Here is a 19,908-nt window from a genome sequence, read left to right on the forward strand (position 1 = left end):
CCTACCCAAGCTTTCGTTTGAGGATGACGCCTTGAGTGGTATAGCCCAAACGCTCAAGCGCATCTAAGGCCGCCGCAGCCTCCGCCTCTTTCTTTGAAGAGCCCGTCCCCTTGCCCTGCCGTGCGCCATCAAGCAGTGCCACTGCTGTAAAGCGAGGTTGATGCGGTGGACCTGATACATCAACCATCTTATATGTAAGGAGCCCTAAGCGATCTGCCTGTACACGCTCAAGCAAATAAGACTTGGGGTTTTCAGGTCGCTCAGCTCTATCAGCCGCAAGATGCGGGCGCAGCGTTCGCATAATAAAACTCTCTGCTGCCTCTATTCCACCGTCTAAGTATAGCGCCCCTACCAGCGCTTCATATACATTTTCAAGGGCAGAATGCATACCGCGCGACCCGGTACCAAGCTCTGATGCTCCCAAAAAAATGCACTCAGTAATACCCTGCTCCTCGCCCACCTCAGACAAGGTCATCCCAGAGACAAGCGACACCTTAAGCCGGGTAAGCTTTCCTTCGTCAAAACTGGGATATGCTTCATACAATGCCGCTGCAACCACAGAGCCCAAAATTGAATCGCCTAAAAACTCAAGGCGTTCATAGGATTGCCCCGTTGCTTGATCCCCAACCGCTGAAGGGTGAGTAAGAGCTTGGCGCAATAGACTTTTTTGCTTAAAGCTATATGCACAGATTGTTTCAGCGCGGGCGAGTTTTTCGGCAGGAGACAAAATAGCCTACGCCTCCAGTGCAGATTCAATAGCGGCAAGCGCATCGCCCACCGATACTAAATCTTCAAGTGCTTCATCAGGAAATTCAATATCAAATTCATCTTCTATGGCAGTAACGAGCTGAATACGGTCGAGTGAATTTGCATCGAGGTCATCAAAGGTGGTTTCTTCTGTGATTTCTGCGCTCTCTATGCCCAAAACATCAGCTGCAACATCTGCCACACGGGACAGCAAATCCTGTTGATCCATGCGTGCCTACCTCTCATGAGCCTGTCCAGTGCCAAGCTCTATCGACAACAAATACTTAAAGCGCTATTCTACCCTACTCAACAATCTCATCGATAGAATGAGCCACCTTTTGGACAAGCCCCGCACGAATTGCAGACGCACAGGCAAGGGTTCCGTTTTTAACGGCGGTTGCTGAGGTTGCCCCATGACCTATAAGCATGACACCCTTAAGACCCACAAGCATAGCTCCACCACGTACATCGCCAGAGAGCATATCTTTAACAGCGCGAAGTTTGCGCCGCATTAAAAGACCAGCTAATTTAGTGAGTAAGGATGAGTTAAAGGCTGCTTTTAGCTCGTGCAGCAAAAGTTTTGCTGCACCCTCAGTTGCTTTAAGTGCAATATTGCCCACAAAGCCATCAGCTACCACCACATCAACCCGACCATTGGTTAAATCGGTAGCCTCAGCGTTTCCAACAAAATTAGGAACTTCATATTTACATACCTCAAAGCATGCCAAGCTAGACTGACTGCCCTTATGGTCTTCAGTACCATTTGAAAGCAGTGCCACACGCGGCTGCTCAATACCAAGCACCACCTTTGCATAGGCGCAACCCATCTTGGCAAAACGAACCACGTCAACCGGCTCAGCATCAGGATTTGCACCGAGGTCACAAAAAACAGTTAAACCTCCGGCTTGCGTAGGTATAGCCGATATAATGCAAGGACGAATAGGCTGTTTACGATTGTTTTCTAACACCTTAAACGGAGTGATGTAGGCCGTTCCAGCAGCCACACAAGCCCCCGTTGAACCCGCAGAAAAAATACCAGCAGCTCTGCCTTGCTTAATAGCGCGGCAGCCTACAACAATAGAGCTTTTTCGCTTAGTGAGCACCGCTTGAATGGGGTCATCTTCCATATCAATGGTATCAGGCGCCACCAAGGCTTCTGCGCGCTCATGCGCCTCACAAAATGGAAGGATTACTGACTCTGGCCCTGCTACCAACACAGTAAGCTGTGAATCTGCTTCTAAGGCCGCGGCAATTCCCGCTAAAACAACTTGCGGTTCTTCGTCGCCGCCCATAGCATCAACAACAAGTCGTACGGGAGCTTGAGTATTCATATTAATCCTCTAACGCAAAAGAGACCGGCCCGTATGAGCCGGTCTTCTATGGTGTCACTATTCAGTAAAATCGAAATGTACTCAATTGAGACAAATCGAATATATACCGCTACTCAGTAACGATGACCTCACGGTCTTTATAGAAACCGCAGTTAGGGCATACGTGATGCGGCAACTTAACCTCACCACAGCGAGGGCACGTGGACTGTGCTGGGGCGGAAATCTTCATGTTTGCGGAACGACGGGAATGCGTCTTCGCGCGGCCCTTTTTTTGCTTAGGTACTGGCATGTTGACCTCTCTTTATCACTCAGTTCTGGCACGATTACGCGCAGAGATTGATAATAGCAAGAAAAAATATCTTGTCTAGTAGCTATTTTCCTTATCACAAAGCCTTAAAACCTTACGACTCCTTTTCAAAATGCAAATCTTTGAGCGCCGCAAAGGGATTATCACGGCTCTCGGCGCGCCTATCCAGCTCGCACGAGCAGCTTTCTTTATTGAGATTTATACCGCAGTGGGGGCATAGACCTGCGCAATCGTTACTACACAAGACAACGAAGGGAGTTTCCATAATCAACGCATCGAGCAAAGGAAGCGAGACATCCAAGATGCGGTCTTGCGGAAAGAGCTCAAAACCATCTTCATCATCATCGCGCACATCTTGTTCTTCAAAGAGATAGAACTCTTCAATCTCTGCGGCAATATCTAGGAAGGCCTCATCTAAACAGCGGTCACATGAGGTTTGAGCTTGAGCGCGCACTAAACCGCTCAGGAGGATACCGTTACCGGCATTGGTGAGTACGAGGTCATAGCTAAGTCCTTGCGCAAGCACCAGTGTTCGCTCACCTATGGTGTAGGAATCAAGCGAGACATCCCCCGTAAACGACTGTGCCTCACCAGGGTTTTCTAGCTGAGCGGTTAAATCAATAATGACAGAGGGCATGGCCATGACTACCAAGCGCCATTCTGTTGCCGATTTGCACCTTCGTTAAGCTGCTGACGGCAACGTGCAACGGTGCCAGTCAGTGACTTAAGGTTTTCTTCTAGGTGCGTAAAGACCTGCTCAGCATAGTCCTCTGCTGCATAGCGCGTCTCACGCTCATACTGTTGAGCACGATCGCGAATATCGTCTGCCTGCTGCTGGGCCAAGCGTACAATCTCCTGCTCACCGGCAATGGTAAGCGCCTGCTGCTGGGCATCTGCAATAATAGAATCTGCCTGAGCTGCTGCAGAAGCCAAAAGCTCGTCACGCTCTTTCAAGATACGGCGGGACTTTTGCCACTCCTCAGGATACTTCATGCGTATCTCATCTAAAATGTTATAGAAGACATCGGTCTCGATGACTTTGAACTGTGCACCTTTACCGAACGGTGGCTTGGCCTCAGCGATGATACCCTCGAGCTCATCGACCAAACTCTCAATCCGCTCGCCCGGAAGATTCTCGCTTGGCATCCGGTCTCCTTTCATCGAAATTCTATCTTCTGTGCTGATAGTACCACAGCTTACACCCTATGAAGCAAACCGACGTGCGAGGGCTTCAGCTACAACGGGAGGAACAAATTCTGTCACATCCCCTCCAAATGAAGCAATCTGGCGCACAACCGAGGAAGATAAATACCCGTAATTTGGACTACTCATGACAAAAATTGACTCAAGACCCTCATCAAGACGAAAGTTAAGATCTGCCTGTTGAAGTTCATATTCAAAGTCTGTCATAGCTCTAAGACCCTTAACAACAGCTCCTGCCTGCTCCTCATGCGCAAAATCAACCAGCAAGCCACAAAACGGCTTTACCTTAACACCATCTAAATCTTTGAGTGCTCGCTGTGCCATTTCAACACGCTCAGAAAGACTGAAAGTTGTGCCACCATTTTTGCCCAGCGACTCAGCAACCGCAACAGTAACCTTTGAGAAGATGCGCCGTGCGCGGCGAACAACATCAATATGCCCGTAGGTGATGGGGTCAAAGGTGCCCGGAACAAGCGCATGTTCAATAACTGTTTTCACACAACATCCTCTCAGTTTTGCAGTGCAGACATGGTATCGAAGCGATATATATTAACAGCGCTTGAACCATAGCGCTTTTCTTTGTAAAGACTGCACTCAGAAAGCTTAGGTGCTGGTGATTGTTGCGCACGTTCAACCAGAATAAGTGCGCCCGGCGCTAACATCTTTGCAGATATGAGCTGTGCTATGAGGCGCTCAGCGGGCTCAGGTCCAAGCGCATAGGGCGGGTCAATGAGCACCATATCAAAGGGCTGCATCTGCTGCACATGCCAACGCTGAGCCAATACGTCACCAAGCTGTACCCGTGAGTGCACAGCTGCTCCAGGTAGGCTATCAAGATTTTTTTGAATCAGAGCTATTGAGTGCTTATTGCAATCAAAAAACTGTACAAAGCTCGCCCCGCGCGAAAGCATTTCTATCCCTAGGGCCCCTGAACCCGCAAAGGCATCTAGCACCCGAGAACCTTCTATACCGGCATCACGTGCAGCCTCAAGCATAGACGCAATGGCTTCACGCACTCTGTCAGTAGTAGGGCGCACTGTATCTCGCCCCTTGGGCTCAAACAACTTGCGTCCACGCCATTCTCCTGCAATAACCCTCATGCTCCACTCGCTTCAACAAAAACAGAGCCAAACCTATCAACAAGCTCATGACGTAAGGGCAAGGTCTCCCTACATTCAAGGGTAGGTGATACAGCCAATAAGTCCTGAGCATCTTGATGCGCGGCTTCAATAATATCCGCGTCTGAACCTAAATCTATAAAACGCAAAGTAACACCCCCGCTTTGCCGGAGCCCTAAAATCTCACCCTCATGACGAAGCCGTAAGTCGCGCTCAGCAAGCTCAAAGCCATCAGCGCTTGCCTCAAGCGCCTTTAAGCGGTCGAGTGCCGGTGAGCGCCGTGCGCGTTGCTTGCCTGCGCTTGAAATAACATAACAAGTACCAGATATAGACCCACGCCCCACGCGTCCTCGAAGCTGGTGCAGCGTTGCCAAACCAAAACGCTCACCGTGCTCAATAATCATGAGCGTAGCGTTTGGTATATCAACACCCACTTCAACAACGGTTGTTGAGACCAAAATATCAAACTTATGCGCCTGCATATCAAAGAGTACCTGTTGCTTTTCAGCCTCATTCATGCGTCCATGCAGCATGGCTACGCGCGCATGAGGAAACACCTGCCGAATATGGTCAACTTCGGTAGTTACCGCCTTAAGATATGTAGCGCGGGTAGGAGCTCCTCTGTCATCGCGCTCCACAAATGGCACGTCATCAAGGTCGTCTTGCGTGTCTTTAGGACTCACCAAAGGGCAGATAACATATGCTTGCTGCCCAGCTTCAATGGTATCGCGCAGAGCACCGTAGGCAATATCACGGTTTTCATCAGTCAATACTTGTGTTTTCACTCCTGCTCCGGGCATCGGGCGGTGCTTGATGATACTCGTATCAAGATCGCCGTACACCGATAGCGCAAGTGTTCTCGGAATTGGGGTAGCTGTCATAACCAGCAGGTCAGCACCTATTCCTTTTTGACGTAGCTGTGCGCGCTGATTAACCCCAAAACGATGCTGTTCATCAATTACCACAAGACTTAAACGTGCAAATTGAACATCATCTTGAAGAATAGCATGAGTGCCCATAAGCACCGTAATCTTGCCTTGTTGTGCGCGCTCAATAATATCGCGGCGCTCAGGCAAAGGCGTAGCTCCCGTGAGCAGCGCCCAAGTAATACCCACCTTATCAAGGAGTGTGCCAATACTTGTTGCATATTGCTGTGCCAATACCCCCGTTGGCGCCATTACAGCAGCTTGAGTGCCGGTGTCTGCAACCAGCGCCAGCGCCATACAGGCAACAGCAGTTTTTCCGGTGCCCACATCACCCAATAACAGACGATTCATTACGTGGGCGGGGTTTTGCATATCAGCACATATCTCCGCAACAGCTATCTGTTGTTCTTCAGAAAAGCTAAATGGCAGTGCTGCTTTTAGGTTTTGAACGTGCGTGCCCATCACATGCCCAGTTGCTCTTACTTGCAACAGGTTGACATCGTTGCGCAAACGAAGCGCAAGTTGCAAAAAAAGCACTTCATCGTAGGCAAGACGACGCCGAGCTCGATGGGCATCTCCTTGATGCACCGGAAAATGAATAGCGCGCAAAGCTCGTGAGCGTGAGGGTATATGCAGGCGCGCGCGAAGTTTAGCTGGTATTGGGTCTGGACACCCTGATAGACATTCAAGGGCACCTGCCATAATGCGCCGCATCCATGCTGGTGAAATGCCCTCGGTTGCTGGATGAACCGGCAAGATTGAGCCAGTTTGAGCCTCAGCATCAAGTCGTTCCATATGAGGGGCGCTCATCTGCTTAAAACCAAAAGCAAATTCAAGCTTCCCCATCACAGCAAGGCGATCGCCTACCTTAAGCTGCTTTGCCAACCATGGTTGCTTAAAAAAGGCGCACTGCAAAACACCTGTTTCATCAACCAAAAACACCTCAGTAATATGCATCTTGGGGCGCGGCCGCTTTTCTTGTATGCGATCAATTGTTGCCACGATGCTACACAGCTGCCCTAAAGGCGCGTCCTCAATGCAATAGGCGTGCGTAAAGTCTAGGTAGCGCCGTGGAATATGAAGGAGCAAGTCCATGACCGTGTGAATTCCCAGTCGCGAAAAGGCTAAGCTGCGACTTTCATTCACAAAGCGTAAACGCTCGATAGCCTGTCCTGGCACCCGAGCGCTTTGGATGCGCTCAGAAGCAGGGGTTAGGCTACAAGCGGTTTGCACGTCAATCTCCTATTCGAGCGAGAAAATAACCGGATACAGTGGCTGCTCTCCTCGGTGAGCGTCAATTTCTAAATCAGGCTGTATCTCAGCAATTTGTTCTTGAAGACGCGCAAAGTCCTCATCACTCAAATCACTGCCTGCCAACAAAGTGAGCGTGTCGCCCTCTTCTTGTTCTTGTAAGCGATTGATGCAAGCTAGGGTAACCTCAATCACGTCGTGACCAACCACATCGATTGAGCCCTCGATAATACCCATGACATCGCCTGCTTGTATGGGCGTTCCATCACTTGCCTGACTATCGCGTACCGCACACGTAATCTCACCGTCGCGCACCTCGCTCAGAGCCTCTTGCATGGCGTCAATTGTATCTTCAAGCTCAGCACCGGGCGTGATAGCCAAAAGCGCCGCAAAAGCCTGAGGCACGGTCTTTGCAGGAATCACATGAACATCACGCGTTTTACACGCAGCAGCAGCTGCTTCTGCTGCCATACGGATATTACTGTTGTTAGGAAGCACAAGAACGGTCTCGGCTTGAACTTTATCAATGGCTTCTAACAAGTCGGCTGTACTGGGATTCATTGTTTGACCCCCGGCAACAACAACATCTACACCCAAATCATAGAGCAAATCGGCCTCGCCAGTACCTGCCGCAACAGCAACAAAACCAAGCGGTTTCAAAGGAGCACTCGCCTGGTCTTGGTCGGCATGAATCTTGGCTGTGCGCTCGTGCGACTCCATATCCATGTTGTGAATAAACACCTCATAGACCTGACCAAGCTCAAGCATATGCGCCAATACCTTGTGTGGCGTATTTGAGTGTACATGAATTTTATAATCGGGATAGGCGCCTACCAACAGCTCGCAGTCGCCCATAGAGGCTAAAAAGTCTATAGTTGCCTCTTCATCAAAGGGTGCATCAGCCTTAAACAAGAACTCATTGCAATACCGAAATTCTGAGCCCTCCCAGTCGTCATTGGCTTCAATTTCTACTCGACCAAGTGCAATCTTTTGTGCAGTGTCTGGTGTGGCCGCTACATCAAAACTTGTTTGAATATGCTCACTCGTTGCAATACGTCCAAGTGCAGCAGCAACAAAATGCTCCAAAAAGACCGCAAAACCAAAGGCGCCTGAGTCAACAACACCATTTTCTTTGAGTACAGGCAACAAATCAGGAGTGCGTGCTACCGACTGATATGCCTCAACTACCAGTGCATCAAGTGTTTCTGCGGGCGTAAACTTGCGCTTCTCACACTCATCAGCCTTGGTTGAAACGTCACGCAGCACAGTTAAAATAGTTCCTTCAACAGGCTTGCGAACCGCCTGAAACGCTACTTTTACCGCACGTCTAAAGGCAATTGCAATGTCTGTTGTGGTAATTGGCTCATGGGCTTCAATTAAGCCTTCCGCTGCACCACGCAAAATCTGTGAGGTAATAACACCTGAGTTACCGCGCGCCCCCATGAGTGACCCATGGGTAATGGCTGCAGCAATCTCTTCAACGCTTGCGTCTGGCGCAAGAGCATTCATCTCCTTAACCACCGACTGTAAAGTTAGTGACATATTGGTGCCTGTATCGCCATCAGGTACCGGAAATACGTTGAGCTTGTTAATCTCTTCTGCTTTTTCAAGCACAGCTTGAGCAGCAAGGGGAAAACACGTGCGAAGCGTAAGTGCAATCATAGGAAATAAACTCCAGGTCAAATAATTTTGTTGTTAGTTGCGCGATTTCATAGCATCAATATGAATGGAAATCTTGAGATGTGCCGGGTCAATCTGGGCAATCTCAGACAGCGTAAATGCAACTGAGCTGGCCAAGTTTTCGCTAACAGATTTCATGTTGACGCCAGATTCTATAATAACGTGCAAATCAACCGTCAACTGATCGGCATGAGCGCATACCAGCACGCCCTTGCGCAGGCGCTGACCAGCAGAAATACGCACCGACTCGGCACCTTGTAGTTGCTCGGACATACCCACAACGCCATAACAAGACAGCGCGGCATATCCTGCAAGATCGGCAATAACATCATTTGAGACCGATAAGGTCCCACCACATTGCTCTGACACAGAAGTCTCCTTCCTCGGCACCTATGTGCCTATTTGTGGGAGCAGCTAAATGTCTATTTTACAACTGATACCCCGAAGTACTTCTTACATGCATACATTGAATTACATCATTCCATGCAAACAGCAAAACGAGGACTCCCATAGGGAAGTCCTCGTGCACATCGACCATGAGGTCTTGCGCCCGGAGAGTCTCTAGGCGAAGCAAATAGACCTTACTTTAGGAACGGGCGACCTTTTGTGCCTTTAAGCAGCTGGTGCAAACATTCATCTTGCGACGAGTACCATTAACAACGGCGTAGACGCGCTGAATGTTGGGGCTGAAGGTACGGTTGGTAACACGATGTGAGTGACTAATTGAACGGCCAGCAACTGGGTGCTTACCGCAAACTTCGCAAACTTTAGACATGGCTAGACCCTCCTTGGGCGGCAGTTAACGTAGAGCCGCATGAACAAACGACAGTGAACTATATCATACAGAAAAGCTTCTCTGCGCAATCTCCACAGCGATTATGCTTCTAAATCCTACTGATAATCAAAAACATCAATCCAGCCCATAAGGAAATCGGCATCTTGATCGGCGCGCGCACGAGCAAGCTCTGAGGCGGCAACGATTGAGGTCCAGCGGCGGACAACCTGCATGGGAACGTCTGCCTTTTCGCAGAACAGCTCGAGATACGCGGTAGCTTGGCTGCGATCATTTAGCGCGAGCAACAAATACGTCATAGCTGCATCTGCCGCAGGAGCACCCTGAGTGGCGTGTGCCCAGTCGCAAACCCACAGCTCATCGTTTGCATCCACAATAACGTTGGTAGGATTAAAGTCACCGTGGCATACATGCTCATATGAGCCCATGCCATCGAGGCGCTGAAGCAGGTCATAGCGCTGTGTTGCATTGAGCGCATCAAGACCCTCAATCATGCGGCGATATTTGTCACGAGCACGGGGAAGCAACGAGCTCTGCTGCGCATGCACAGAAATCTGCAGGTCTACAAAACGCTCAAGATACTCGTAATAACGTACGGGGTCTTCTTCCATCAGCGCCGCTAAGGTTGTGCCTTCAATGCGCTTCGTGGCTATAGCCCAGCCGTTATCCTCTATATAGGCAACCTCAATTACCTCGGGACTCTTGATACCCACTTCATTGATACGAGCGAGATTGAGTGCCTCGTTAAACACATCAGAGACAGGCTTGGTGCTATTAAAGACCTTAATAACGCGCTCCCCATCTTCATAGACACGTTTATTGGGTCGCTCAACAATAAGCTTGTGATTGGCCGATAGTTCCATCTCACATATCCTTCCGCTTGTAGGAAGTTTTCACTCCCCTACATCGTTTTTATATAGCTGTATGCAGTACAGCTAACCCTTCCTAAACTTCGTACGACTGAGGCTCGCGCCCGTAATATGCATCTAAGAAGAGCTCGCGAATCTCGCTGATGAGCGGGTAGCGCGGATTTGCACCCGTGCACTGGTCATTGAACGCCTGCTCACACATCTCATCAAGAGTCTCTAAGAAGTAGGCCTCATCAACCCCGTATTCTTGAATGGTCTTTTTTACACCAATGGTATCTTTTAATGTTTCAAGCGCGGAGATAAAGTTCTCAAATACCTCAGCGTCATCTACGCCCTGAATGCCACAGAAACGCGCCATCTCGGCATAGGCAGCGCGTGCGTTGGGATAGGGATACTGCGAGAAGGTTCCCATCTTCACCGGTGCCTCAGCAGCGTTATAGCGCATCACGCGCGTCAAGAGTACGGCGTTGGCAATACCGTGCGGTAGATGATGGAATGCGCCCAGCTTGTGCGCCATTGAGTGATTTACACCCAAGAAGGCATTTGCAAAGGCCATACCCGCCATGCAGGATGCATTGTGCATGTTTTCACGGGCGATGGGGTCTTGCGCACCACGCTCATAGCTTGCAGGCAGATACTCAAATACCAGTTTTGCAGCCTTCATGGACAGACCACGCGTATAGTCGCTCGCCATAATAGAAACATAGGACTCAATAGCGTGTGTCATAACGTCAATGCCTGAGGCAGCAGTAAGACCGCGAGGAGCTGTCATAGCATTATCAACGTCAACAATTGCCATATTAGGCAGCAATGCATAGTCGGCAAGAGGCCACTTAATACCTGTCTCTTTATCGGTAATGATGGCAAATGGTGTTACCTCTGAGCCCGTACCTGAGCTTGTGGGAACCGCAATAAAGTATGCCTTTTCACCCATCTTTGGGAAGGTATAGACGCGCTTGCGAATATCCATGAAGTCCATAGCCATGTCTTCAAAGTCAGCATCGGGATGCTCATACATCATCCACATGACCTTAGCTGCGTCCATGGCTGAGCCACCACCGATGGCAATAATGACATCAGGCTCAAACAGGCGCATCTGAGCAGCACCAGCACGTGCAGAGGTAAGTGACGGGTCAGGCTCAACATCATAGAAGCAATCGTGCTGGATACCCATTTCATCAAGCTTTGCCTCAATGGCGCGGGTATTACCGTTTTTGAAGAGAAATTGGTCGGTCACAATAAAGGCGCGCTTTTTGCCCATAACATCTTTGAGCTCAGCTAAAGCAACAGGCGTAGAACCCTTCTTGAAGTACACCTTCTCAGGGGCACGGAACCAAAGCATGTTCTCGCGGCGCTCAGCCACGGTCTTGATATTCAACAAGTGCTTCACCCCTACATTTTCTGAAACTGAGTTGTTACCCCATGAACCGCAGCCTAGTGTTAACGAAGGCAGCATGCCAAAATTGTATAAATCGCCAATGCCACCTTGTGAGGATGGTGTATTGATAACAATACGGCAGGCCTTCATACAATCATGGAAAAGCGCGATTTTTTGACGCTCTGACGGGTGTACATACAGCGATGCAGTATGACCAGGACCGCCCGCAAGAACCAGATGTTCAGCCTTCTGAACTGCTTCCTCATACGTTGCTGCATGATACATTGCAAGCACCGGAGAAAGCTTCTCGTGGCTAAACTCTTCTTTTTCAGGGTCGGTTGATGTTGTCTCAACAATCAAAATCTTGGTTTTAGCCGGAACCTCAATACCCGCGAGTTCTGCAATCTTTGCTGCAGCCATACCAGGAATACGGTGATCAAGCGCGCCGTTTTTAAACATAGCCTCACGCAGAGCCTCAAGCTCCTGACCAGGCTTGACTACATAGCAACCGCGACGCACAAATTCGTCCTTCACCGCGTCATAGATAGAATCAAGCACGGTTACCGACTGCTCAGATGCGCAAATCATGCCGTTATCAAAGGTTTTAGAATGAATGATAGAGCTCACAGCCAATTTAATATCAGCGGTCTCATCAATAACGACAGGCGTATTTCCAGCACCAACGCCTAACGCCGGCTTACCACTGGAATATGCTGCCTTTACCATGCCCGGACCACCCGTTGCTAAAATAATATCAACATCGCGCATAACCACATTCGTAAGCTCAATGGAGGGGGTATCAACCCAGCCAATAATCTCCTCAGGTGCTCCAGCAGCAATTGCAGCATCTAAAACAATTTGTGCCGCAGCAATAGTGCACTTAGCAGCTGCGGGATGTGGAGAGATGAGAATAGCATTTCGCGTTTTCAGGCTAATTAAGCACTTAAAAATAGCTGTTGAGGTTGGATTGGTGGTAGGAATAACCGCGCCAACGATACCAATCGGCTCTGCAACCTTAGTAATACCGAGAGCTTCATCGTGCTCTACCACACCGCAGGTCTTAGTGTGCTTATAGGCGTTGTAAATGTATTCTGCAGCATAGTGGTTCTTGATGACCTTATCCTCAAGAATACCGCGTCCTGTTTCTTCAACAGCCATACGTGCCAAAGGAATACGTGCCTTGTTAGCAGCGGTAGCAGCAGCATGAAAAATACGGTCTACTTGCTCTTGCGAGAAATGTGAAAAAGCCTCTTGAGCAACGCGCATACGCGCAATCTTTGCCTCAAGCGCCTCAACCGTATCAATTAGCTGAACCGTAGATGCCGATGGTCTTTTAGCCATACCTTGCTCCTTTACCTGGGTGGCGGACAAAACCAACGCATTTACTGTAGTTGACAGGACTATTCTCTGCATACAACCGGTAAACGGTATATGTTTTTTGAAACGATTCAATTAGTTAGATATGGTGTTTTTCCTTATTACTGCAGGTAATTAACCTATTTGAGCCACAAGGCATACATCTATTTCTGTATATATTGTGAAAATAATTCTATAACCCCTTGGGTGTTTAAACAATCTCTTTTATTGAAACGTTTCATTATTCGTCACCACATGACGATGGAAAGAGCCAGCAAGCAATACGCCCCTCATGGCACATAAGCTCTGCAGAACCGTTACGCACACGATTTGAAAGCCCAACATCTTCCAAAAGATAACACCGACGATGGTTCAGCTCCCACTGCATGCCCGAAAGACTCACACAAGCCTCAGGTGATAGAGCAATGAAGGAAAATGTATCGCCAGAAGCAACACCTGTTTCCCTGCCCATATTCCAAGCTTCGCCGGGATGCAGAATACGTCCACACATATGGTCTTCTTGCAATTCAACCGATGCTGGCCAGCGCAGCAGCTGACCAAGTACATCAAGATAGTGGTCGGGCCGTCCACCGCTCATGGCACTTGCAACAAGCTCTACACTACCCCAGCGCTGCGCTACAGCATCAAGAGCTAAGTGCAAATCAGAATAATCTTTATCAACGTGATAGCGCTCCACCTCAAGCTGATGAGCAGCATTTTGCTGCTCAAGTAACCGTGCACCTGTCTCACTTACTGAATCCGCGTCCCCGCAAAAAAGCGCACAGGTAAGACCCGCCGCACACACGTAATCAAAACCCCTATCAACGGCAACAATCTTATCAGCCGTGCGCGCAATTTCTCTTAGGCGTGACGGAGTAATGCCAACCGGTGAGCCGCCTACCACCAAAACCCGCATGAAACCGTCTCCTTACAATTGGATACCACTCAACGTTCATATCCCTTAATATGCACGTCATATGCTATCAAAGAAGCTAAATCTCTTAGAACCTCATAACTAAACTTTGTCAAGCTTTTTTCGCTCAGTAACGTTCAGGGAATTTTTTCTACCGCCCCTCGGCTTGTGGACACTTTTATCCCTTGAGCGTGCTACATTCAATACATGGCACACTGCGCTTGCGTTATGTGTCATAACAGGTACAGCGCACCTACCAGATATGCAGAGTGAGGTTGATTGAGATGAGTTCTGCATCTCGCTTGTACACATCATTGGACTTTTTGATTACCGATGATGATATTCACCTGCTGAAGGAAGGTTCTTGGTTTCATGCATGGAAAAAGATGGGCGCGCACCCCGTTATCTATGAAGGAGAGTCTGCGTGGTGCTTTCGTGTCTTAGCACCACGGGTCAGCGCTGTTGAAGTTGTAGGGTCCTGGAACACTTGGCAGCGTGGAGCATATCCTATGCAAGAGCTTGGTGAGAGCGGTATCTGGGAGTGCATCATTCCTAATCTTTCTCAAGGAGAGCTCTACAAGTATGTCATTACCACTCGGGCTGGTGACACACTCTATAAGGCAGACCCCTTTGCATTTTATGCAGAAAAAACGCCAGGAACTGCTTCTCGCTTATTTGACCTTGCCGGCTATAACTGGCACGACCAGCCCTGGCAAGAAGCGCTGACACACAAACATCTCCTTGAACAACCGCTTAACATATATGAGGTGCATCTTGGCAGCTGGAAGCGTCACGGTTCTGAGCCGCAAGGAGAGCCTCGAGCAGATGGGACATACCCAGGGCCTGGAGACCCGTTTCCGGCACAGCGGGGACGCATGTATAGCTATACCGAGCTTGCAGACGACCTTATTGCATATGCAAAAGACATGGGCTATACCCATTTAGAGCTTATGCCGCTCAATGAGCATCCTTTTGACGGGTCATGGGGCTATCAGGCAACTGGGTATTACGCGGCAACGGCGCGCTATGGAAACCCGCACGAACTGATGGCACTGATAGATGCTGCTCATGCGGCAGGCATTGGCATTATCATTGACTGGGTGCCCGGACACTTCTGCGCCGATGAGCAAGGTCTTGCGCGCTTTACCGGCAACTTCTTTTATGAGCGCGAAATTCACCCCAACTGGGGAACTCACAAAGTTGACTTTGGGCGCGGCGAAGTTGTGAGCTTTTTTGGGTCAAATGCGCTGTATTGGGCTGAGGTCTTTCACGTTGACGGCATTCGGGTAGACGGCGTCTCAAGCATGCTGTATCTCAACTTTGGCATTGATAACCCCGCCGATAAAAAATGGAATCACCTTGGAACCGAAGAAGATTTAGATGCCTCACGCTTCCTGCGCAAGGTAAACACCATCATGGGGCGAGAACACCCACAGGTACTCATGATTGCAGAAGAGTCCACCGCCTGGCCACTTGTAACCTATCCGCCTGAGGATGGTGGGCTAGGGTTTCATCTCAAATGGGACATGGGCTGGATGAATGACACGCTGCACTACATGCAAACAGACTTTCCATGGCGACCCGGCAATCATGGGCTTCTCACCTTTTCGCTCATGTATGCCTTTAACGAGAACTTTGTGTTGCCCTTATCGCATGACGAGGTAGTTAATGGAAAATGCTCGCTCATTCAACGCATGCCCGGCGACCAGTGGCGCCAGTTTGCAGGACTTCGCAGTCTTTATCTCTACCAAATGACACACCCCGGTGCCAAGCTCAACTTTATGGGCAACGAGATTGGGCAATATATTGAGTGGCGCTATTATGAATCAATTGAGTGGTTCTTGAGCGAAAACTTCCCGCTTCACGCCGGCATTCAATGCGCGACCAAAGAACTTAACCACCTCTATCGGCAAGAGCGAGCTCTCTGGGAGCAAGCATATTCAAGTGCTGGATATGAGTGGATTGAACCTGATGATGGTGCGCGCTCTATTATTAGCTTTATTCGACGGGCTAAGCACAGGCGTGATGACCTTGTTGTCATCATTAACTTTACGCCGAGCTACTACGAGAGCTTTGAGCTTGTCGTACCTGAGGGCGGTACCTGGAAAGAGATATATAACTCTGATGATGAGCGCTACGGTGGCTCGGGAAAGCTAAATTCCGAGCATCTTCATGCCACGATTGCCGCTCGCACAAAACCAAATGCATGCAATACGTCTCATGAAGTCGACGAGACTTTGGCTGAGGATAAGCAAGGCACAGAACAACGAAGCTGCAAGCCCGCATTAAAAACTGAGGATATGCAAGCACTTCTTACGCTCAAGCTTCCGCCTTTAGGTGGTGTCATACTCAAGCGTATTGCTGAAAAATCTCACATCAACAAGTCCAAACAAACTAAGAAAGGATAGTATGGAAACCCTATTTAATAACAAAGAGCAGTTTATTACTGAGTATCGCCAAGCGGTACGAGCACGCTCAGGTAAAACCTTTGAAGAGGCTGGGCTCGATGACCGCTATCAGGCGCTTGTAGAACTGATAGCCGATCATGCACGCGAGCGAGCTGCCGTATCTGAAGCACGTGTTCGCGAACAAAAAAAGAAGCGCGTTTATTATTTCTCAATTGAGTTTTTAATGGGTCGCTTGCTTGATAATTATCTTGGAAATCTAGGTTGCCACGAGCTGGTAGAAGAAGCTCTGCGCGACTTAGAACAAGACCTTGACGAGCTGTGCGCTCAAGAGCCTGACCCAGCGCTTGGCAATGGTGGTCTTGGCCGTCTGGCTGCCTGCTTTTTAGACTCGATGGCTGCTGAGGGAATTGCAGGCTATGGCAACGGAATGCGCTATCGCTACGGTCTGTTTAAGCAAGAAATCAAAGATGGTCGCCAAGTTGAGGTTGCTGATGAATGGCTAAGCCACGGGTATCCTTGGGAGGTGCGTCGTCAAGACAAGGCGGTACGCATAGGCTTTGGCGGTAAGGTGGTAAGTCGCCAAGAGGGCGATCGTTTGCGCTTCTCAGTTGAGGGAGCAGACGAGGTGCTAGCCGTGCCCTATGACATTCCTATTGTTGGTTATGGCGGAAGCGTCATCAATAAGCTCCGTGTATGGAGCGCAGAGCCTGTTGATGAGCATTTTGATCTTGAAGCCTTTAACCGGGGCGACTATGCCATGGCAGACAAGGCGCGTGCCGATGCAGAGGCTATCAGTGCAATTCTGTACCCCAACGACCAGGGCGAGCATGGGCGACTGCTGCGCCTCAAGCAAGAATACCTCTTTGTTGCAGCAGGTATTCAAAGCCTTCTTGACACCTTCCGCGCTGAGCATGGGAGCGCTTGGACAGAACTTCCCCGCTACGTTGCCATTCATACCAACGATACGCACCCTGCAATGTGTGGCCCCGAGCTGATGCGTGTGCTCATGGACGAAGAAGGGCTCAGCTGGGACGAGGCATGGAACATCACACAGCAGGTGGTTTCTTATACCAACCATACCGTGCTGCCTGAGGCTCTTGAACGCTGGCCTATTACCACTTTTAGCACGCTTTTGCCGCGCATCTATCAGATTATTGAAGAAATGAGCCATCGCTGGCGTGCGTCTTTTGACACCTCGGTTCCCAATTGGCAAGAAGCCTTGCGCCAAACTGCCATACTCTGGGACGGTGAAGTACGCATGGCCAACCTGTCGGTTATTTGTAGTCACTCGGTTAACGGCGTTGCAAAACTTCATACCGATATTTTGCAGCGCACGGTGCTTCATGAATTTAACCGCATTCAACCGCATAAGTTTAATAATAAAACCAATGGTATTTCGCCGCGTCGTTTCTTTGCAGACTCAAACCCTGCCTACGCACAGCTCATCAATAATGCCATTGGAACCGATTGGTTACATGATGCTCAGCAGCTCGAAGGGCTCATGAACTATAAGGATGATGTGGCATTTCTTGAGGCTATTGGCAAGATTAAACATGCCAACAAAGAACGCCTTGCTGCGTATGTTCGCGCAGAAACTGGTCAGGTTATTAACCCTCATACCGTGTTTGATGTGCAAGTTAAACGCTTCCACGCCTATAAACGCCAACTTTTGAATATCTTTAAGGTTATGGACCTGTATAACCGCTTACTTGATAATCCAAGTCTTGCCGTTCAGCCTACAACCTTTATTTTCTCAGGAAAGGCAGCTTCAAGCTATACCTTTGCAAAAGAGGTCATTCGCCTTATAAACGCTGTGGGGCACGTTGTTAACAACGATGCACGCACAAACGAATACTTGAATGTTTGCTTTATCCCTAACTTTAGAGTTTCAAATGCTCAGCTCATCTATCCTGCTGCAGAAATATCTGAACAAATTTCAACTGCTGGCAAAGAAGCAAGCGGCACCTCCAACATGAAGCTTATGATGAATGGTGCGCTTACGCTTGGAACCATGGATGGCGCCAATATAGAAATTGTTGAGCTTGCAGGAGCTGAAAACGAAAAAATCTTTGGTCTAACCACGCCTGAGGTTGAAGCACTTTGGCGCGATAAGACTTATTTTGCATGGGATTTGGTTGGGGCAGACCCCGCGCGCTTAGGACGCATTATTGAGCAACTCAACGATAACACCTACGCTGCGCTTTCTGGCTCATTTGAGGGTATTCGCCATGAGCTCATGCTCAACAATGACCCTGACCTTGTGCTGCGTGACTTCCATTCCTACGTAGCTGCTTGGGAAGAACTCACCCACAGCTATTCACATACACAAGACTGGAACCGGCGCTCGCTCATCAATACTGCTCGTTCTGGTTGGTTCTCAAGTGACCGTACGATTCGCGAGTATCGCGATGAAATCTGGCATGCCTGATTGTAATTGCGCCTAAGTGAAGCTTGGGCTCACATGTAAGGAGAGGTGGTTTTTATGACGAAAAAACAATGTATCGCCATGCTCTTGGCGGGTGGACAGGGCAGTCGTTTGGGTGCGCTCACGCAGAAAATCGCTAAGCCGGCAGTCTCCTTTGGTGGTAAGTTTAGGATTATCGATTTTGCGCTCTCAAACTGCACCTATTCAGGTATTGATACTGTTGGAGTACTCACGCAATATCGACCCTATCTTCTTCACTCCTATATTGGCTCGGGCGAAGCTTGGGACATGGACTCCCGCGAAGGTGGTATTTCAATTTTGCCACCCTATGCTACACAGGACGGCGGGGCGTGGTACGCCGGCACCGCTGATGCCATAACGCAAAACCTTGAGTTTATTCGCATCAACGACCCTGACTACGTTCTCATTTTGTCGGGAGACCATCTCTATCGCATGGACTATCGCAAGATGCTCACGTCTCATATTGAGCATAATGCTGAACTTACTGTTTCGGTTATGCCAGTGCCATGGGAGGAGGCAAGTCGTTTTGGTATTTTGACCACCGACGACGATGATCGCATTATCAAGTTTGATGAGAAGCCCGATCAGCCAGACTCCAATCTCGCCTCAATGGGCATTTATATCTTTAATACTGACACCCTGATTGCTGCACTAGAAGCTGACGCTGCCGATACGCGCTCCAGCCACGACTTTGGTAATGACATTATTCCAAAGATGCTTGCTGAACAAAAACGGCTATACACCTATGAATTCCACGGTTTTTGGAAAGATGTAGGTACTATTGCAAGCTTCCACGAAACATCAATGGATTTATTGGGCGATAACCCTGAGTTTGATTTGTTTGATAAAAGCTTCCCTGTACTTTCTAATATCACCACACGTCCACCGCACTACATTGGACCTGATGCCATTGTGCGAGATTGTTTGATTTCAAACGGTGCGCGGGTCTTTGGCACGGCAACTCACTCGATTTTATCAACTGACGCTGTTGTAGGTGAGCGTGCCATCGTTGAAGACTCGGTACTGTTACCCGGTGCCGTTGTTAAAGCTGGCGCGCGGGTTTGCCGCGCAATTTTAGGCGAGCATGCAGTCGTAGAAGAGGGTGTGCGCCTGGGTTCTGTGGATACCACGCGCGATACCGCAGTCGTGGGAAATGATGTTGTCATTGGCAAGGGGGAATAA

The 19,908-nt window shown here is 49.2% G+C and carries 18 protein-coding genes; 3 read left to right on the forward strand and 15 right to left on the reverse strand.

What is annotated here, in order from left to right; translation table 11 throughout:
• Position 1: 1 nt before the first annotated feature.
• From rnc to KPC83_RS04615, 15 genes are all read right to left on the reverse strand, one after another.
• Entirely contained in the window at positions 2-727 is a 726-nt protein-coding gene (gene rnc, locus KPC83_RS04545; RefSeq protein WP_216278086.1) for a ribonuclease III, read from the reverse strand.
• A gap of 6 nt (positions 728-733) precedes the next feature.
• Positions 734-976, reverse strand: a complete 243-nt coding sequence (locus KPC83_RS04550) for an acyl carrier protein (protein ID WP_216278087.1) — start codon at positions 974-976, stop codon at positions 734-736.
• Positions 977-1,049: 73 nt separating this feature from the next.
• Positions 1,050-2,078 (reverse strand): phosphate acyltransferase PlsX, encoded by a 1,029-nt coding sequence (plsX, locus tag KPC83_RS04555; RefSeq protein ID WP_216278088.1) that lies wholly within the window; start codon positions 2,076-2,078, stop codon positions 1,050-1,052.
• A 109-nt stretch (positions 2,079-2,187) separates the two neighbouring features.
• A complete protein-coding gene (gene rpmF, locus KPC83_RS04560; protein ID WP_216278089.1) occupies positions 2,188-2,367 on the reverse strand; it encodes a 50S ribosomal protein L32 in 180 nt (59 codons plus the stop codon).
• A 112-nt stretch (positions 2,368-2,479) separates the two neighbouring features.
• Positions 2,480-3,028, reverse strand: coding sequence for a DUF177 domain-containing protein (locus KPC83_RS04565; RefSeq protein WP_216278090.1), 549 nt, complete (start codon positions 3,026-3,028; stop codon positions 2,480-2,482).
• A 2-nt stretch (positions 3,029-3,030) separates the two neighbouring features.
• Complete coding sequence (locus KPC83_RS04570; RefSeq protein WP_216278091.1) at positions 3,031-3,531, reverse strand: ATPase; 501 nt, start codon at positions 3,529-3,531, stop codon at positions 3,031-3,033.
• A 57-nt stretch (positions 3,532-3,588) separates the two neighbouring features.
• Positions 3,589-4,086 (reverse strand): pantetheine-phosphate adenylyltransferase, encoded by a 498-nt coding sequence (coaD, locus tag KPC83_RS04575; protein ID WP_216278092.1) that lies wholly within the window; start codon positions 4,084-4,086, stop codon positions 3,589-3,591.
• An 11-nt stretch (positions 4,087-4,097) separates the two neighbouring features.
• Complete coding sequence (rsmD, locus tag KPC83_RS04580; RefSeq protein ID WP_216278093.1) at positions 4,098-4,688, reverse strand: 16S rRNA (guanine(966)-N(2))-methyltransferase RsmD; 591 nt, start codon at positions 4,686-4,688, stop codon at positions 4,098-4,100.
• The gene (recG, locus tag KPC83_RS04585; RefSeq protein WP_216278094.1) at positions 4,685-6,865 is read right to left on the reverse strand and encodes an ATP-dependent DNA helicase RecG; all 2,181 of its coding nucleotides are present in this window, start codon (positions 6,863-6,865) and stop codon (positions 4,685-4,687) included. Before recG ends, rsmD begins: the two co-directional genes overlap by 4 nt.
• A gap of 9 nt (positions 6,866-6,874) precedes the next feature.
• Positions 6,875-8,545, reverse strand: coding sequence for a DAK2 domain-containing protein (locus tag KPC83_RS04590; protein ID WP_216278095.1), 1,671 nt, complete (start codon positions 8,543-8,545; stop codon positions 6,875-6,877).
• A 33-nt stretch (positions 8,546-8,578) separates the two neighbouring features.
• On the reverse strand, positions 8,579-8,932 hold the full coding sequence (locus KPC83_RS04595) for an Asp23/Gls24 family envelope stress response protein (protein WP_216278096.1): 354 nt from the start codon (positions 8,930-8,932) through the stop codon (positions 8,579-8,581).
• A 217-nt stretch (positions 8,933-9,149) separates the two neighbouring features.
• Positions 9,150-9,338, reverse strand: coding sequence for a 50S ribosomal protein L28 (rpmB, locus tag KPC83_RS04600; RefSeq protein WP_216278097.1), 189 nt, complete (start codon positions 9,336-9,338; stop codon positions 9,150-9,152).
• 116 nt (positions 9,339-9,454) lie between these two features.
• Positions 9,455-10,219: a phosphotransferase family protein gene (locus KPC83_RS04605; RefSeq protein WP_216278098.1), complete on the reverse strand. Its 765-nt coding sequence runs from the start codon at positions 10,217-10,219 to the stop codon at positions 9,455-9,457.
• An 82-nt stretch (positions 10,220-10,301) separates the two neighbouring features.
• The gene (adhE, locus tag KPC83_RS04610) at positions 10,302-12,944 is read right to left on the reverse strand and encodes a bifunctional acetaldehyde-CoA/alcohol dehydrogenase (RefSeq protein ID WP_216278099.1); all 2,643 of its coding nucleotides are present in this window, start codon (positions 12,942-12,944) and stop codon (positions 10,302-10,304) included.
• A 256-nt stretch (positions 12,945-13,200) separates the two neighbouring features.
• Positions 13,201-13,875 (reverse strand): thiamine diphosphokinase, encoded by a 675-nt coding sequence (locus KPC83_RS04615; protein WP_216278100.1) that lies wholly within the window; start codon positions 13,873-13,875, stop codon positions 13,201-13,203.
• Positions 13,876-14,156: 281 nt separating this feature from the next.
• Between KPC83_RS04615 and glgB the strand changes: the two genes are divergently transcribed.
• From glgB to KPC83_RS04630, 3 genes are read left to right on the forward strand one after another with little or no spacing between them, the layout of a single operon-like run.
• Positions 14,157-16,280 (forward strand): 1,4-alpha-glucan branching protein GlgB, encoded by a 2,124-nt coding sequence (gene glgB / locus KPC83_RS04620; protein ID WP_216278101.1) that lies wholly within the window; start codon positions 14,157-14,159, stop codon positions 16,278-16,280.
• 1 nt (position 16,281) lies between these two features.
• Positions 16,282-18,708, forward strand: a complete 2,427-nt coding sequence (locus KPC83_RS04625) for a glycogen/starch/alpha-glucan phosphorylase (RefSeq protein ID WP_216278102.1) — start codon at positions 16,282-16,284, stop codon at positions 18,706-18,708.
• Positions 18,709-18,762: 54 nt separating this feature from the next.
• A complete protein-coding gene (locus tag KPC83_RS04630) occupies positions 18,763-19,908 on the forward strand; it encodes a glucose-1-phosphate adenylyltransferase (RefSeq protein WP_216278103.1) in 1,146 nt (381 codons plus the stop codon).

The sequence above is a fragment of the Collinsella sp. zg1085 genome, assembly GCF_018889955.1.
In the GTDB taxonomy this organism is placed as follows: Bacteria; Actinomycetota; Coriobacteriia; order Coriobacteriales; family Coriobacteriaceae; genus Collinsella.

Bases quoted from the DNA above. Each gene is read 5' to 3' on its own strand.
- KPC83_RS04550 (WP_216278087.1), bottom strand. From the start codon at position 976: ATGGATCAACAGGATTTGCTGTCCCGTGTGGCAGATGTTGCAGCTGAT.
- plsX (WP_216278088.1), bottom strand. From the start codon at position 2,078: ATGAATACTCAAGCTCCCGTACGACTTGTTGTTGATGCTATGGGCGGC.
- rpmF (WP_216278089.1), bottom strand. From the start codon at position 2,367: ATGCCAGTACCTAAGCAAAAAAAGGGCCGCGCGAAGACGCATTCCCGT.
- KPC83_RS04565 (WP_216278090.1), bottom strand. From the start codon at position 3,028: ATGGCCATGCCCTCTGTCATTATTGATTTAACCGCTCAGCTAGAAAAC.
- KPC83_RS04570 (WP_216278091.1), bottom strand. From the start codon at position 3,531: ATGCCAAGCGAGAATCTTCCGGGCGAGCGGATTGAGAGTTTGGTCGAT.
- rsmD (WP_216278093.1), bottom strand. From the start codon at position 4,688: ATGAGGGTTATTGCAGGAGAATGGCGTGGACGCAAGTTGTTTGAGCCC.
- KPC83_RS04590 (WP_216278095.1), bottom strand. From the start codon at position 8,545: ATGATTGCACTTACGCTTCGCACGTGTTTTCCCCTTGCTGCTCAAGCT.
- rpmB (WP_216278097.1), bottom strand. From the start codon at position 9,338: ATGTCTAAAGTTTGCGAAGTTTGCGGTAAGCACCCAGTTGCTGGCCGT.
- KPC83_RS04605 (WP_216278098.1), bottom strand. From the start codon at position 10,219: ATGGAACTATCGGCCAATCACAAGCTTATTGTTGAGCGACCCAATAAA.
- adhE (WP_216278099.1), bottom strand. From the start codon at position 12,944: ATGGCTAAAAGACCATCGGCATCTACGGTTCAGCTAATTGATACGGTT.
- KPC83_RS04615 (WP_216278100.1), bottom strand. From the start codon at position 13,875: ATGCGGGTTTTGGTGGTAGGCGGCTCACCGGTTGGCATTACTCCGTCA.
- glgB (WP_216278101.1), top strand. From the start codon at position 14,157: ATGAGTTCTGCATCTCGCTTGTACACATCATTGGACTTTTTGATTACC.
- KPC83_RS04625 (WP_216278102.1), top strand. From the start codon at position 16,282: ATGGAAACCCTATTTAATAACAAAGAGCAGTTTATTACTGAGTATCGC.
- KPC83_RS04630 (WP_216278103.1), top strand. From the start codon at position 18,763: ATGACGAAAAAACAATGTATCGCCATGCTCTTGGCGGGTGGACAGGGC.